13 protein-coding genes are annotated in these 13,831 nt (G+C 56.0%); 9 read left to right on the forward strand and 4 right to left on the reverse strand.

Translation table 11 applies throughout. The annotated features are described in order from the left end of the window. The first annotated feature begins 115 nt into the window (after positions 1–115). The gene (locus tag ACCW76_RS13705) at positions 116–703 is read left to right on the forward strand and encodes a LysE family translocator (RefSeq protein WP_436338792.1); all 588 of its coding nucleotides are present in this window, start codon (positions 116–118) and stop codon (positions 701–703) included. A 55-nt stretch (positions 704–758) separates the two neighbouring features. Here the strand turns inward: ACCW76_RS13705 and ACCW76_RS13710 are convergent, their stop codons facing one another. The 4 genes from ACCW76_RS13710 to ACCW76_RS13725 form a co-directional block, all read right to left on the reverse strand. Then, on the reverse strand, positions 759–1,124 hold the full coding sequence (locus ACCW76_RS13710) for a helix-turn-helix domain-containing protein (protein WP_045832231.1): 366 nt from the start codon (positions 1,122–1,124) through the stop codon (positions 759–761). Next, complete coding sequence (locus tag ACCW76_RS13715; RefSeq protein WP_045832244.1) at positions 1,121–1,426, reverse strand: type II toxin-antitoxin system HigB family toxin; 306 nt, start codon at positions 1,424–1,426, stop codon at positions 1,121–1,123. The genes ACCW76_RS13710 and ACCW76_RS13715 overlap by 4 nt, the downstream gene beginning before the upstream one ends. 131 nt (positions 1,427–1,557) lie before the next feature. After that, positions 1,558–3,168 (reverse strand): malate dehydrogenase (quinone), encoded by a 1,611-nt coding sequence (gene mqo, locus ACCW76_RS13720; RefSeq protein WP_038644146.1) that lies wholly within the window; start codon positions 3,166–3,168, stop codon positions 1,558–1,560. Between the two features lie 530 nt (positions 3,169–3,698). Then, positions 3,699–3,941 carry a DUF1158 domain-containing protein gene (locus ACCW76_RS13725; protein ID WP_045832230.1) on the reverse strand — a complete coding sequence of 81 codons (243 nt, stop codon included), beginning with the start codon at positions 3,939–3,941 and terminating at the stop codon, positions 3,699–3,701. A gap of 283 nt (positions 3,942–4,224) precedes the next feature. Here ACCW76_RS13725 and mntP point away from each other — a divergent pair, with 283 nt between their 5' ends. The 8 genes from mntP (at position 4,225) to ACCW76_RS13765 (ending at position 13,631) form a co-directional block, all read left to right on the forward strand. Beyond that, positions 4,225–4,797, forward strand: a complete 573-nt coding sequence (gene mntP / locus ACCW76_RS13730; protein ID WP_045814158.1) for a manganese efflux pump MntP — start codon at positions 4,225–4,227, stop codon at positions 4,795–4,797. Between the two features lie 442 nt (positions 4,798–5,239). Next, positions 5,240–6,247: an N-acetyltransferase DgcN gene (dgcN, locus tag ACCW76_RS13735; protein WP_038644154.1), complete on the forward strand. Its 1,008-nt coding sequence runs from the start codon at positions 5,240–5,242 to the stop codon at positions 6,245–6,247. Between the two features lies 1 nt (position 6,248). Then, a complete protein-coding gene (gene dgcA, locus ACCW76_RS13740) occupies positions 6,249–7,214 on the forward strand; it encodes an N-acetyl-D-Glu racemase DgcA (protein WP_436338795.1) in 966 nt (321 codons plus the stop codon). Between the two features lie 15 nt (positions 7,215–7,229). Then, positions 7,230–9,098, forward strand: a complete 1,869-nt coding sequence (locus ACCW76_RS13745) for an ABC transporter ATP-binding protein (RefSeq protein ID WP_436338797.1) — start codon at positions 7,230–7,232, stop codon at positions 9,096–9,098. A gap of 21 nt (positions 9,099–9,119) precedes the next feature. After that, entirely contained in the window at positions 9,120–10,661 is a 1,542-nt protein-coding gene (locus tag ACCW76_RS13750; RefSeq protein WP_436338799.1) for a glutathione ABC transporter substrate-binding protein, read from the forward strand. Positions 10,662–10,768: 107 nt separating this feature from the next. Beyond that, the gene (locus ACCW76_RS13755) at positions 10,769–11,698 is read left to right on the forward strand and encodes an ABC transporter permease (RefSeq protein ID WP_045814153.1); all 930 of its coding nucleotides are present in this window, start codon (positions 10,769–10,771) and stop codon (positions 11,696–11,698) included. Beyond that, positions 11,698–12,582 carry an ABC transporter permease subunit gene (locus tag ACCW76_RS13760; RefSeq protein WP_436338801.1) on the forward strand — a complete coding sequence of 295 codons (885 nt, stop codon included), beginning with the start codon at positions 11,698–11,700 and terminating at the stop codon, positions 12,580–12,582. The genes ACCW76_RS13755 and ACCW76_RS13760 overlap by 1 nt, the downstream gene beginning before the upstream one ends. 2 nt (positions 12,583–12,584) lie before the next feature. Further along, positions 12,585–13,631: a P1 family peptidase gene (locus ACCW76_RS13765; protein ID WP_436338803.1), complete on the forward strand. Its 1,047-nt coding sequence runs from the start codon at positions 12,585–12,587 to the stop codon at positions 13,629–13,631. Positions 13,632–13,831 lie beyond the last annotated feature (200 nt).

Raw genomic sequence — 13,831 nt, forward strand, 5'->3', positions numbered from 1 at the left:
GTACAATCTAAAATAAAGCAAACTGTATCCATTACAATAGTCGTTTTGTGTCTCTGTTTCCATTGCCCGGCACGCATTAGCATGATGTTAACTTTGAACCATCAGGAAGCGCATCATGCTCGACCCTTCATTCTTCAGCTACGTCACGGTGATGTCGATCACCCCCGGACCGAACAACCTGCTGCTCGCCACATCGGGCGTCAATTTTGGTTTTAAACGCACGCTGCCTATGCTGTTTGGCATTCTGCTCGGCTGTGCGATACAGATGCTGCTGGCTAGCATGGCGTTGGATGTGTTGCTGCACTGGATGGCATCCATTCGTTTGCCATTAACGGTGGTGGGGTGCAGCTATTTGCTGTGGCTGTCATGGAAAATCTTTCGGGCCGCAGCACCAGAAGCGCGTGAGCGTCCACACCCGATGACGCTGGTGGGCGGCATCTGTTTTCAGGCGGTGAATCCCAAAGCCTGGCTGATGGTGACTAACGTGGCGCTGATGTACGCCAACAGCAACGGCGTCATCACGGTGTTGCTGGGGTTTGCCGCATTGAACTTACCCTGCATCCTGATTTGGGCCGCGATGGGGGATCGTCTGCGCAGTCATCTGCAGGTGGCGTGGAAACGTCAGGCGTTTAACAGTCTGATGGCACTGTCGCTGGTGGCCACCACGGCCTGGATGCTGTACGACGCGGTGCTGCTGAGCTGAAACCAGACATGCAACAGAAGCAAATGGGGCGCTATCATTGGCGCCCTTCGCAATTTCAGAGACCCACCAGGCTCTCTAAAGGAATGCCAAACTGCTTATGCAGATTGCGAATCATCTCCAGAGACAAAGAGCGCTTGCCATTTAATACTTCATAAACGCGATTACGACGACCAATGGCAGGTTCCAGATCTTTGGCTGTTAATCCCTGTTGCTCCATACGAAATTTAATCGCTTCAATCGGATCGGCAGCTTCAATGGGGTAGTGCTCTTTCTCCCATGCTTCAATTAGCATACTCATCACAATCATATAATCGCTTTCTGGCGTGCCCAGCTCAGGCACATCATCAAAGAGCGGAGAGATGGCTTCAAGTGCCGTTTCGTAATCGAGTTCGGTGTGAATGGGTTTAATGGTCAGTGTCATTTACGTTGCTCCACTGTGTTTGCATCAATGGCATCGTACTCCCGGTGTGTGCCGATAAACTTTATGAAAATCAGCTTCTGTGGGTAGGCGATGGCCGCAACCAGTCGATAATCATTTCCCTTAATGTTAAACACCACGCGACTGCCTTTCAGAATGCTGGCGCTGCGGTATTGATCCTTGATATCTGCCGGACTGGACCAGTTGGCCTTTTGTGCTTCATCAATCCAGGCTCTCAACGGCTGAGCTGAGTCGGGGTTCGCCGTCATGAACTCCCTGAGTGTCCGTACCGATATGATTCTCATGACGCGCATCTTAGTCCCGCATTGGGACTATAGCAAACTTATATCCCAATTTGGGACATTTCTCGCATTTAGCCATTAAAAAGGCCGCTTGCGCGGCCTTATCAGTATTCACAGCAATCAGGATTGCCTTGTTACTTCCCCACCACGTGTGCCGTCTCGCGGGCTTCGTCGTTGGCTGCGTCAGGCGTAACGATTGGTGCGTAATCGAGCTGCAGTACGCGGCTGGTTTCCGCCAGAATCTTCTCGGTCAGCGCTACGTCACCGTTCATCTTACGGCCCCATGTTGGGATCACCGCGCGGATTTTGGTCTGCCACTCAGGTGAACGCATCTGCTCAGGGAAGGCTTTCGCCATCAGCTCCAGCATAATCGGCGCTGCCGTAGATGCCCCTGGCGAAGCGCCGAGCAGGGCTGAAATCGAACCATCTTCAGAGGTCACAACTTCCGTGCCTAAACGCAGTACGCCGCCCTCTTTCTCATCGTTTTTGATGATTTGTACACGCTGGCCGGCAGTGACCAAACGCCAGTCTTCCTGCTTAGCCTGCGGTACATAAGCACGCAGCGCTTCCATCCGATCGTCATCGCTTTGCAGCACTTGATCGACCAGATATTTCACCAGGTCGAAACTCTTCAGGCCGACCTGCATCATCGGCAACAGGTTGCTGCCATTCATCGCGCCGAACATATCCAGCAGCGAACCCTGTTTCAGGAATTTGGTCGAGAAGGTGGCGAAAGGCCCAAACAGCAGCACCTGCTTACCATCCAGCACACGCGTATCCACGTGCGGTACCGACATCGGCGGTGCGCCAACGCTGGCTTTACCGTACACCTTCGCCATGTGTTGTTGCACCACTTCTGGATTCTCGGTCACGAGGAAGGAACCTCCCACCGGGAAACCGGCGTAGCCTTTCACTTCCGGGATGCCGGATTTTTGCAGCAGTGGCAGCGCGGCACCGCCCGCACCGATAAACAGCTGGCGCGTGATCAGCTGGCGATTTTCACCGCTGGCCAGATTATGCAGCGTCACTTGCCAGCGGCCATCGCTCAGGCGCTTGATATCACGCACTTCCTGACGCAGACGCAGGCGGAAATTGGCTTTCTTCTGTAAAGAGGCAATCAGTTGACGCGTCACTTCACCGAAGTTGACGTCGGTGCCCATTTCGGTCCAGGTGGCAGCCACTTTCTGTTTGCTGTCACGGCCATTCATCACCAGCGGAATCCACTGGGTGATCTGGTCGCGATCTTCTGAATAGTTCATGCCACGGAACAGGGTACTTTTTTGCAGCGCCTGGAAACGTTTGCGCAGGAACTCAACGTTATCGTCGCCCCAGACGAAGCTCATGTGCGGCGTACTGTGGATAAAGCTTTTTGGATTGCGCAGATTGCCTTTCTGAACGTGGTACGCCCAGAACTGGCGAGAAATCTGGAACGATTCGTTGATCGCCACCGCTTTTGCAATGTCGATGCTGCCATCCGCCTTCTGCGGCGTATAGTTCAGCTCGGCCAACGCAGCGTGACCGGTCCCGGCATTATTCCAGCCGTTGGAGGATTCCACCGCGACATCGTCAAGGCGTTCCACCATCTCAATCGACCAGTCAGGCTCCAGATCCTGCAGCCACGCGCCTAAGGTGGCACTCATAACGCCTGCGCCGATCAGCAGTACGTCGACATCCTTTCGTTCCTGAAGGTTTGCGCTATCCATACCAGCGGCGGCGAGCGCCAGGTTTACCGCAGTAGTACTCATGAGGCGACATCTCCTCTCTCTGTTGACCTGAAGTTCAACAGGTTCGCAGGCGAAACAGCCACGCTTCTTTCGAGCGCGTCGCGCTATTTCTCAAAGGTTAAGACTCAGGTTTAAGTCAGGGGACGATAACGGTTAACTGCACGTTATGCATATGCATTTGAATATAACATTCTCGTATCGGAATTAAACGTTTGTTTATTTTTTAAAGGCCGAAATGATTCAGCATAAGAATTAATCAGCTCGACCCCGCTGTCATAAGGGATTTTTATCCCTTAATCAGAGGGTTATGGTAATGCAGTTGTTGCGATATTGTGAGGGGAATGCGCAGGGTAATGTTCAGAGAGTGAGCGGCGTCACATATTAACTGTATGATTAATATCAATTTATAGTGGATTGATTTTTTATGCGGTTTTTATGTTGCGTGATATTTCGCCAGATCGTGTAAAACTAATGTTACATTTTTGTGGGTGTTAATTTTTCGCCGCGTCAGACAGTGGTCAGAGGAAAAAAGCATTACGCGGCGGTGGGGATCACTTCTTAGCGAGGCGACGCCATGCAAAGCGGATGACAAAAAATTCAATCGCGCCCAGCAGCAGGAACCACAGGCAAAACACGATAGTGTAGAGCTGATTCAGGTCCTGCAAATGCAGCATCTCCTGAATCCGTCTGGACAATTCCAGGCCGAATTGCGGCGCGGGCAGCAGTAGTGCGGAGAGAAAGCCCAGCAGCAGGATTCCGCCAGGGATAATCAGCGTTTCAAACGGGTTTTTCATCGCAGGTTTCCTATCAATTAGCGCGGGCATTAGCGCATAAAAGCGTGCTGGCGTGCAATCCCTGTGCCGGGTAACCTTAAGAAAATTCTTCTATTCCATCCACTTAGCGTCATAAATAGCGCAAGTTAAGAGTTATAGCCTTTGCTATACTTAAATCCATGATTTTACTGTCTTTTTTTTGATGATTTTGCGTGCTAGACTGCGCGCACTTTTTCATTACTGAACAATAGATGCGGAAAATCGCTCGCTTGAAGGCATTTTTCGCGGCATTGATTGAAAACCCATGACATTTATCGCAACTCTGATTCTGGCCTTTGGTATGTCGATGGACGCCTTCGCCGCAGCACTGGGCAAAGGCGCGTCGCTGCATCGCCCGAACTTCAAAGAAGCGCTGCGCACCGGCCTGATCTTTGGCGTGATTGAAATGCTGACGCCGCTGATTGGCTGGGCGATCGGCCTGGCGGCCAGTCGCTACATCATGGCATGGGATCACTGGGTGGCGTTTGCCCTGTTAACCGTTCTTGGTGGCCGCATGATGATGGAAGGTTTCCGTCAGACGGCGGATGATCCGTGCGAAGCGCCGCAGCGTCATGGCTTTATGGTACTGGCGATGACCGCGGTAGCAACCAGCCTTGATGCGCTGGCGGTGGGCGTCGGCCTGGCATTCCTGCAGGTGAATATTGTGCTCACTGCACTGACAATTGGCGCCGCCACGACGATTATGGCCACCACGGGCGTGATGGTCGGACGCTTTATCGGTCCGGTCATGGGTAAATGGGCTGAAGTGTTAGGGGGTGTCGTATTAATCAGCATCGGCTGCACTATTCTCAGCGAGCACCTTGGCCTGTTCAGCTAATTCAGGCATCTGCCAAACCCCTCATTTTGTGATCTGGCTCAAAAATAATTGCGTGAAAAACGCGCGTTAGTTATACTTTTCGCGTATTTCTTCAACAATTTTTGAGCCAGGTATCCAATGAAACGTTTTTTCCGCTACGTGTTTCGTGCATATGTTGAGACTTTCAAGCACGTCCCGCCAGGCGCACTGCATTAATCGCACTTTATACCCTCGATAATCGCGGTCAGGGATCGACCTGTGGTTATCAATGATTTTCTTATCTCCCCCGCTCAATAACGCCGCGAATTTTCTCTCTATCAAAGGCTTAGTATCGTTAACCATCAGTTTTCGATCTGGCTATAGCCTGATGTTATACCCCGCTACCAAACAAGCATTCGTCACCTCTTAACCCGCATGGAATAGTCGATTCAGACCCTCTAACCCGTCTGAAACGAGAAACATCATGCTGATCCCACAACCCTATTTATTGTTCCTTGGCGATGTCACCGATCCACTGGCCGCTAAAACGGCGCGCGGCATTCACGTCTGGCGCCCTGAGCAGTGCGTCGGCGAAATTAAACTGCCGGGCTGTACTGTCAGCTTAGGTCTGGACGTGCTCGATATCGCCACGGCAAAAGAACGTGGCGCGAAAACGCTGGTACTGGGCACCGCCAATGCGGGGGGCTATCTGCCCGAGCACTGGCTCGACACGGTTAAAGGCGCAATCAAAGCCGGTATGAACGTGGCGAGCGGTTTGCACCATCGTCTGGTGGATGAGCCAGAGCTGGTCGCGTTAGCCCAGGAATTTGGCGTTGAGCTGTTTGACCTGCGTCATATGCGTCCAAAACTGAATGTTGGCAGCGGCAAAAAGCGGACAGGTAAGCGTGTACTTACTGTCGGTACGGACTGCTCAGTTGGCAAGATGTACACCTCGCTGGCGCTGGAAGCGGCAATGCGTGAACGCGGTATGAAGGCGGACTTCCGCGCGACCGGGCAAACCGGCATTCTGGTTGCTGGTGAAGGCATTGCGATTGATGCGGTGATTGCCGACTTCATCGCCGGTGCAGTGGAAGCCCTGTCACCCGCCAATGATGCCGACCACTGGGATATCGTTGAAGGTCAGGGCTCGCTGTTCCATCCTTCTTATGCGGGCGTCAGCATGGGCCTGATTCACGGTGCGCAGCCGCACTGGCTGGTGATGTGCCACGAAATGGGCCGTCCGCACATGCGTCATTTACCGCATCAGCCGATGGTGAGTTTAAAAGATTGCGTGGAGGCCAACCTGCGCGCAGCCGATGTAACCAGCGACAATGTTCAGCTGGCCGGTTTTGCTATTAACACCTCCAACTACAGCGAAGAAGAGGCCCGCGCCTATTGTGCGGAAGTCAGCGCTGAATTCGGCGTGCCTGCTACCGATCCGGTGCGTTTTGGTATCGCAGATATCGCTGCCCTGCTGCAGGAGCGTGGCTAAGATGCGGCGCATGCAGATTGAAGTGCTGGAGCTGCCGCTGGCGCGTCCTTTCGCTATTTCGCGTGGTACGCGTACCGCCGTTACTGTCATTCGCGTCACGCTGGAGCAAAACGGCTTTATTGGACGTGGCGAGTGCACGCCGACGCCGCGCTACGATGAAACACCAGACAGCGTTGAGGCGCAGCTGGAAGCGATGCGTGAAGATGTTGAAGCGGGCTTAAGCCGAATCGATCTGCAAAGCCGTTTATCTGCCGGTTCAGCGCGTAATGCGCTGGACTGTGCGCTGTGGCGTCTGGATGCCGCGCTGGCGAAGCAGACGCTGTGGCAGCAGTGCGAACGCGCTGCACCGCCTTCGGTGATCACGGCGGAGACTTTAAGCCTCGACTCCATCGAAAACATGGCGGCCGCAGCGGCTGATGCCGTGTCGCGTGGCGCCATCCTGCTGAAAATCAAACTGAACCGTGACGAAATATTAGAGAAGGTGGCAGCCATCAGAGAGGCTGCGCCGCGCGCCACCTTGATCATCGATGCCAATGAAGCCTGGTCGGGCGTCGATCTGCACAGTCTGCTCACTGCGCTACAGGCTTACAACATCGCCATGGTTGAACAGCCGCTGCCTGCCGGGCAGGACCAGGACCTGCAACGGTTTAACCACCCGATTCCGGTGTGTGCTGATGAGAGCTGCCATACGCGTGAAGACATCGCCGAGCTGCGTAATCGCTACGAGATGATCAACATCAAGCTGGATAAGTGCGGCGGCCTGACCGAAGCCTTAGCGATGGTCGAAGAAGCGCAGAAGCGGGATATGCGTCTGATGGTTGGTTGCATGCTGGGCTCCTCACTCGCAATGGAAGCTGCGCTGCCGGTGGCGATGGCTGCAGAACACGTTGATCTGGATGGCCCCATCTGGCTGGCCGCCGATAGCTCACCCTTCCTTTCCTACGCTCAGGGCCGAATCTGGCTGTAACCGCAAGAGGCAACGATGACGGACACTTTACTTACCCCCAACGCCGCCAGCGTTGCCGGTCCCGCGCCGGTACTCGCGATACAGGATCTCAGCGTCTCGTTTCGCGGCCGCAGCGGCGAAAATCAGGCACTGAAAGGCATCACTTTTGCCATTTATCCCGGTGAAATTGTCGCCGTAGTGGGTGAAAGCGGCTCGGGAAAATCCGTCACATCGCTGGCGGTGATGGGCCTGCTGGCCGCTTCAGGCCGAATCGATCGCGGCAGTATGCAGTTCCGCGACCGTCGCGGCACAACCCACGCACTGGAAAAGTTCGACGACACTCACCGCCGCACTTTACGTGGTCGTGAGATGGCGATGATTTTTCAGGAGCCGATGACCTCACTCAATCCGGTGCTGCGAGTGGGCGATCAGTTGACGGAAGCGCTGCGTGATCATCAGATGTGCGATAAAGCCGCAGCGGATGCGCGTGCGCGGGCACTGCTGCGCCAGGTTCGCATTGCCGATGTTGATCGCGTCATGAAAAGCTACCCGCACTCGCTGTCGGGCGGCATGCGTCAGCGCGTGATGATTGCGCAGGCGCTGGCGTGCGATCCACAGCTGCTGATTGCCGATGAACCGACCACCGCGCTGGACGTCACCGTGCAGGCGCGCATCCTGCACATTCTGCGCGACCTGCAACGCGAGAAGCAGATGGCAGTGCTGTTTATCACTCACGACATGGGCGTGGTGGCGGAAATCGCCGACCGCGTGGTGGTGATGTTACGCGGTGAAGTGGTGGAACAGGGCACGGTCGCCGACATCTTCAATGCGCCGCAGCATCCCTACACTAAAGCGCTCCTGGCCGCCGTGCCAAAACTGGGCGACATGCGCGAGCAGCGCTGGCCGCAGCGCTTCCCACTGTTGGGCGCCACTCAGCCCGCCGATAGCGGTGAACAGCGCACCGCCCGTTATGACGAAACCCCGCTGCTGGATGTGCGCGGTTTAAAAGTTTACTACCCGATTCGCAGCGGCATCTTTTCTGCCTTAACCCATCAGGTGCACGCGGTGGAGCAGATCGACTTCAGCCTGTGGCCGGGCGAAACCCTGGCGATTGTCGGCGAGAGCGGCTGCGGCAAATCCACTACCGGCCGCGCGCTGATGCGCCTGATTAAGAGTCAGGCCGACAGTATTCATTTCCAGGGCAGTGAAATCGCCAACCTGAAAGAGGCGGAGTTTCAGCCGCTGCGCCGCGAAATCCAGATGGTATTTCAGGATCCCTACGCCTCTTTAAATCCGCGTCTGACCGTGGGTTTCACCATTGCCGAGCCACTGCTGCTGCACGGCCTGGTGAAATCGCTGGAAGAAGCCACGCCGCAGGTCGATGCCCTGCTGAAAAGCGTTGGTCTGTTGCCCGAACATGCCACGCGTTATCCCCATGAGTTTTCCGGCGGCCAGCGTCAGCGTATCGCGATTGCCCGTGCCATGGCGTTAAAACCTAAAGTTATCATCGCCGATGAGGCCGTTTCAGCGCTGGATGTCTCCATTCAGGCGCAAGTGGTCAATCTGATGATGGACCTGCAAAAGCAGACTGGCGTCGCGTGGATTTTCATCTCGCACGACATGGCGGTGGTGGAGCGTATCGCTAACCGCGTGGCGGTGATGTATCTCGGTCAGATTGTCGAGCTTGGCCCGCGTCAGTCGGTGTTCAACCAGCCGCAACATCCGTATACCCAACGTCTGCTGGCCTCGGTGCCGGTGGCCGATCCACAGAACCGTCAGACCCGTACTTTCGAAGATAGCGAAATTCCTTCGCCGCTGCGCAAGTTGGGCGAAACGGTCACCAAACCCCGTTATCGCCAGGTTGCACCGCAACACTGGGTCGCTGACGACATTGCATCGCGCTAACGCTCAATACCAGGAGATTTCATGAAAACCCTTTTTCGCCGTTCGTCACTGGCTTTTGGCTTGACCCTCGCGCTGGCTGCCGCCGCGCAGGCGCAGGATCTGCGTATTTCGATGTATGCCGATATCACCGGTCTTGACCCACACGATACCTCGGACAACGTCAGCTATTCGGTACAGAGCGGCATCTTTGAACGCCTGTTCCAGTTCGATGCGCAGATGAAGCTGCAACCCTGGCTGGCGACCGGTTATACCCATAATGACAACGCCACCGAATTTACCCTGACGCTGCGTAAAGGCGTCACATTCCAGGACGGCACGCCGTTTGATGCTGAAGCGGTCAAGGCCAACCTCGATCGCCTCGCCGATCAGACCAAAGGCCTGAAGCGTAACAGCCTGTATAAGATGATTGCCAAGGTGACGGTGCTGGCACCGGACCAGGTGAAAATCGACCTCAATCAATCCTTTGGTGCCTTCATCAATACCCTGGCGCACCCGTCAGCGGTGATGTGGAGCCCGGCGATCCTCAAACAATACCCAGAAGAAGCACAGTTGCGCCTGCATCCGGTCGGCACCGGTCCGTTCAAGTTTGTCGACTGGCAGCCGGGCAAGGCCGTTTCGCTGGTGAAGTATGATGGTTACTGGCAAAAAGGCTGGCCGAAGGTGGATAAAGTGACCTTCTCGCCCAGCCCGGAAGATGCCACCCGTGTTGCCGCACTGAAATCAGGGCAGGTGGATGCGATCTGGCCGCTGCCGTCGGATCTGATCGCCACCGTTCAGAGCGACAGTAAATTAGCGATCCAGCGCGATCCGAGCATCTATCTCTACTACATGGCGATCAACACCCAGCACAAGCCATTGGCAGATGTGCGCGTGCGCCAGGCGATCAACTACGCCATCGACCGTAATCTGTGGTTGAAAGTGGCGTTTGCCGGTATGGGTAAACCGGCTTCTTCCGCGATGCCGGAAGGGGTGCAGTTCTATCAGAAGCAGAGCGAGCCGAATTATCACTACGCTCCGGATGAAGCCAAAGCCTTGCTGAAAGCGGCCGGATATCCGAACGGTCTGGATTTGAAACTGTGGACCACTAACACCACCGCCAGCGTGCGTGCGGCGCAGGTTCTTAAAGCCCAGCTGGCGACCGTTGGCATTCGTGCCACAGTGACACCAATGGATTCCGGTACACGTAACGCCAAGCTGTGGGGCGTAAAAGATCCAAAACAGGCAGAGTTTGACCTCTATTACGGTGGTTGGTCGACCTCAACCGGTGATGCGGACTGGGCATTGCGTCCACTGTATGCCACCGAATCCTGGGTGCCGACCTCATATAATGTCTCGTACTTCAGCAATCCGGATGTCGATAAAGCCATCGCCGGTGGGTTAGCCACTGCCGATCCAGCCAGACGCGGTGAAGCCTATGCGGAAGCCCAGAAGCTGCTGTGGAAAGATGCGCCAGTTGCCTTCCTCGGCACGCCAGACAACCTGGTGGGCAAGCGCAGCAACCTGACAGGCGTGTCCATGCTGGCAGATGGCAACTTCCTTTATACCCAGGCGGCCTTTAAGTAAGAACTTGTCGTGATGGGTCGTCGCAGATGGCGACCCTACGGCTCATCAGCACATTTTACGTAGGGTGCGCATTTATACGTACCTGGTCGCCATCCAAAAGGAACTGCATGTTCGCATACATTATTCGCCGACTGCTGGAGATGATCCCGGTCTTGCTGGTGGTCTCGCTGTTAGTGTTCGGCTTTATCAAGCTGCTACCGGGCGATCCCGCACGTATTTACGCCGGGCCAGATGCACCGATTGAAGCCGTCGAAGCCGCGCGCCAGCATCTTGGACTCAACGATCCGCTGCCGCAGCAGTACGTTAACTGGATCGGCGGACTGTTGCGTGGCGATCTTGGCGTCACTTACCGCACGCAACAGCCGGTGCTGCAAGTGATCAAGCAAGGCTTTATGCCAACCCTATGGCTGGCGCTGGCGGGCTTCGCCTGGTCGGTGATCCTCGGCCTGTTTCTCGGTGTGCTGGCCGCACTGAAGCGTGGTAAATGGCAGGACTGGACATTGATGAGCGTCGCCGTCGGCGGCATCTCGATGCCCACTTTTTGGTTGGGCCTGTTGCTGATCCAGTTCGTTGCCATGCCCTTCGGCCTGTTCTCGGTGAGCGGGTTCAACAAGGCCAGCGACATCATCCTGCCTGCTATCACTTTGGGTTCCTCAGTGGCCGCCGTGATGGCGCGCTTCACCCGTTCCGCCTTCCTCGAAGTGGCGCAGGAAGATTATGTGCGCACCGCCAAAGCCAAAGGGCTGCGCAATCGGCTGGTGACGTGGAAGCACGTGATGCGTAATGCCCTGATCCCAGTGATCACCATGCTCGGCTTGCAGTTCGGTTTTCTGCTCGGCGGATCGATCGTCGTAGAGAGCGTCTTCAACTGGCCCGGTTTGGGCTGGCTGTTGATCGAGTCGATCAAAGCACAAGATCAGCCGGTGATTCAGGCGCTGGTGATGCTGTTCGTGTTTGAATTTATTGTGATTAACTTGCTGGTGGACCTGCTCTACGCCGTGGTCAATCCAGCCATTCGCCTGCGACAGGAGTCGTGATGAGTACAGATTCTCTCTCTGCCGCAACGTCACAGACCATCCGCTCACCGTGGCGCGATTTCCTGCACGCCTTTGTGCGTAATCCGCTGGCGCTGGTCTCCGGTGGTTTTGTATTGCTGCTGGTTATTGTGGCGATCTTCGCGCCCTGGCTGGCGCCGTGGGATCCGATGGCACCGGACTGGATGGCCTTATCATCACCCCCTTCAGCGGCACACTGGATGGGCACCGATGATCTGGGACGCGACCTGCTGAGCCGCATCATCTACGGTGCGCGCATTTCACTCTATGTTGGCGTGCTGTCGGTAACGCTGGGCATGGTGGTGGGCGTACTCCTCGGTTTGCTGGCGGGCTATTACGGTCGCTGGATCGATATGCTCATCATGCGCGGTTCCGACGTGCTGTTTGCTTTCCCCGGCATGCTGTTGGCGATTGCGGTGGTGGCGATTCTCGGTCCGGGACTGAATAACGTGATAATCGCCGTAGCGGTGTTCAGCGTGCCGGTATTTGCCCGCATTGTGCGCGCCTCAACGTTATCGCTCAAACAGGCTGCGTATGTCGAAGCGGTGCGCTGCGCCGGGGCGCCCGATCGTGTGATCCTGCTGCGCCACATTCTGCCCGGCACGCTTTCCAATGTGATTGTCTATTTCACCATGCGTATCGGCACCAGTATTCTAACGGCAGCGGGGCTCAGTTTTATCGGCTTAGGCCCGGAACCGGATGTGCCGGAGTGGGGTAATATCCTGGCAATGAGCCGCAGCATGATGATGGGCGGTTTATGGCACGTCAGCGTGTTCCCCGGCCTGGCGATTTTCATTACTGTGCTGGCGTTTAATCTGCTGGGTGATGCGCTGCGCGATACGCTCGATCCCAAACTAAAGAGTTAAACATGGATTTCCAACAACTGCAGCGCGATGGGCTGCTGCAACGCTGGCGCACTGAACGTCAGCTCGGGCAACCGCGCAGTGCTTGCGGCGCCACCAACCGCATTAGCGATGTGCCCGGCGTGCGCGTCGGCCATCACACGCTGGCAGACGGTGAGAGACAAACCGGTGTGACGGCGATTGTGCCGCCGGGCGATAATCTGTTTCTCAAGCCGTTACCCTGCGGCGCGGCGGTCTTTAATGGCTTTGCCAAGCCGGTCGGGTTGGTGCAAGTGGAAGAGTTAGGCGTGCTGCAAACGCCGATCTTGCTCAGTAACACGCTGGCAGTCGGCACGCTGTTTACCACGCTGGTACGCGATGCCATCAGCCGCAACCCGGAGCTGGGTCGCAGTTTGCCGACCGTCAATCCGCTGGCGCTGGAATGCAACGATGGCTGGCTGAACGACATTCAGGCGTTGGCGGTGACCGAAGCGATGGCGCAGGATGCATTGGACTCGGCGCAGGCCGATTTCGCCCGTGGCAGCGTCGGTGCCGGACGTGGCATGAGCTGTTTCAGTTTGAAAGGCGGCATTGGCAGCGCATCGCGCTTAATTCCTTCACTGAATGCCACTTTGGGCGTGCTGGTGCTGGCTAACTTTGGGGCACTCAATGCGTTCACGCTGGATGGTGTGCGCATGGGTGACATGATTGGGCCGCTGCTGCCAGAACTGGCGCCGCAGCGCGATGCCGGCTCCATCATCATTATCATGGCCACCGATGCGCCGCTGGATGCCCGCCAGCTCAAGCGTATCGCCAAACGCGCCGGTGCCGGATTAGGGCGTTTAGGCAGCTATTGGGGCCATGGTTCAGGCGATATTGCCGTGGCATTCTCCACGCAAACGCAGCCAATTCCGCCTGAGGATGCGGCGCTGGAACCGCTGCTCGCCGCCGCTGCCGATGCCACTGAACACGCAGTGCTGGATGCGTTGTTAAGCGCCGAAGCGGTCAGCGGTTTTCGCGGCCATCATCGTCCGTCACTGACGCAGGTGCTGGATGAATTGGCTAAACCCTAGGGTTGCGATTGGTTGTACTGCTAATGACAGGATCGCCATTCATAGCGTAATGCTTGTCACTTCAGTGCGTTTCGGTCGCCATTAATGGCGCCTTTTACAGCAGCGCTTGCGGTCAGCCTGAATGCTGCACTTGACCCACAATTGCCCGTAGGGTCGCCATTTATGGCGACCGTGTTTCAACCCGCATGGAATTTGCCTGA

Origin of the sequence: Pantoea sp. C8B4 (assembly GCF_051336905.1) — a bacterium.
Taxonomy (GTDB): Bacteria; Pseudomonadota; Gammaproteobacteria; order Enterobacterales; family Enterobacteriaceae; genus Pantoea; species Pantoea rwandensis_B.

Bases quoted from the DNA above. Each gene is read 5' to 3' on its own strand.
- ACCW76_RS13725 (WP_045832230.1), bottom strand. From the start codon at position 3,941: ATGAAAAACCCGTTTGAAACGCTGATTATCCCTGGCGGAATCCTGCTG.
- ACCW76_RS13760 (WP_436338801.1), top strand. From the start codon at position 11,698: ATGAGTACAGATTCTCTCTCTGCCGCAACGTCACAGACCATCCGCTCA.
- ACCW76_RS13765 (WP_436338803.1), top strand. From the start codon at position 12,585: ATGGATTTCCAACAACTGCAGCGCGATGGGCTGCTGCAACGCTGGCGC.
- ACCW76_RS13755 (WP_045814153.1), top strand. From the start codon at position 10,769: ATGTTCGCATACATTATTCGCCGACTGCTGGAGATGATCCCGGTCTTG.
- ACCW76_RS13745 (WP_436338797.1), top strand. From the start codon at position 7,230: ATGACGGACACTTTACTTACCCCCAACGCCGCCAGCGTTGCCGGTCCC.
- ACCW76_RS13750 (WP_436338799.1), top strand. From the start codon at position 9,120: ATGAAAACCCTTTTTCGCCGTTCGTCACTGGCTTTTGGCTTGACCCTC.
- ACCW76_RS13710 (WP_045832231.1), bottom strand. From the start codon at position 1,124: ATGACACTGACCATTAAACCCATTCACACCGAACTCGATTACGAAACG.
- dgcN (WP_038644154.1), top strand. From the start codon at position 5,240: ATGCTGATCCCACAACCCTATTTATTGTTCCTTGGCGATGTCACCGAT.
- ACCW76_RS13715 (WP_045832244.1), bottom strand. From the start codon at position 1,426: ATGAGAATCATATCGGTACGGACACTCAGGGAGTTCATGACGGCGAAC.
- ACCW76_RS13705 (WP_436338792.1), top strand. From the start codon at position 116: ATGCTCGACCCTTCATTCTTCAGCTACGTCACGGTGATGTCGATCACC.
- mntP (WP_045814158.1), top strand. From the start codon at position 4,225: ATGACATTTATCGCAACTCTGATTCTGGCCTTTGGTATGTCGATGGAC.
- mqo (WP_038644146.1), bottom strand. From the start codon at position 3,168: ATGAGTACTACTGCGGTAAACCTGGCGCTCGCCGCCGCTGGTATGGAT.
- dgcA (WP_436338795.1), top strand. From the start codon at position 6,249: ATGCGGCGCATGCAGATTGAAGTGCTGGAGCTGCCGCTGGCGCGTCCT.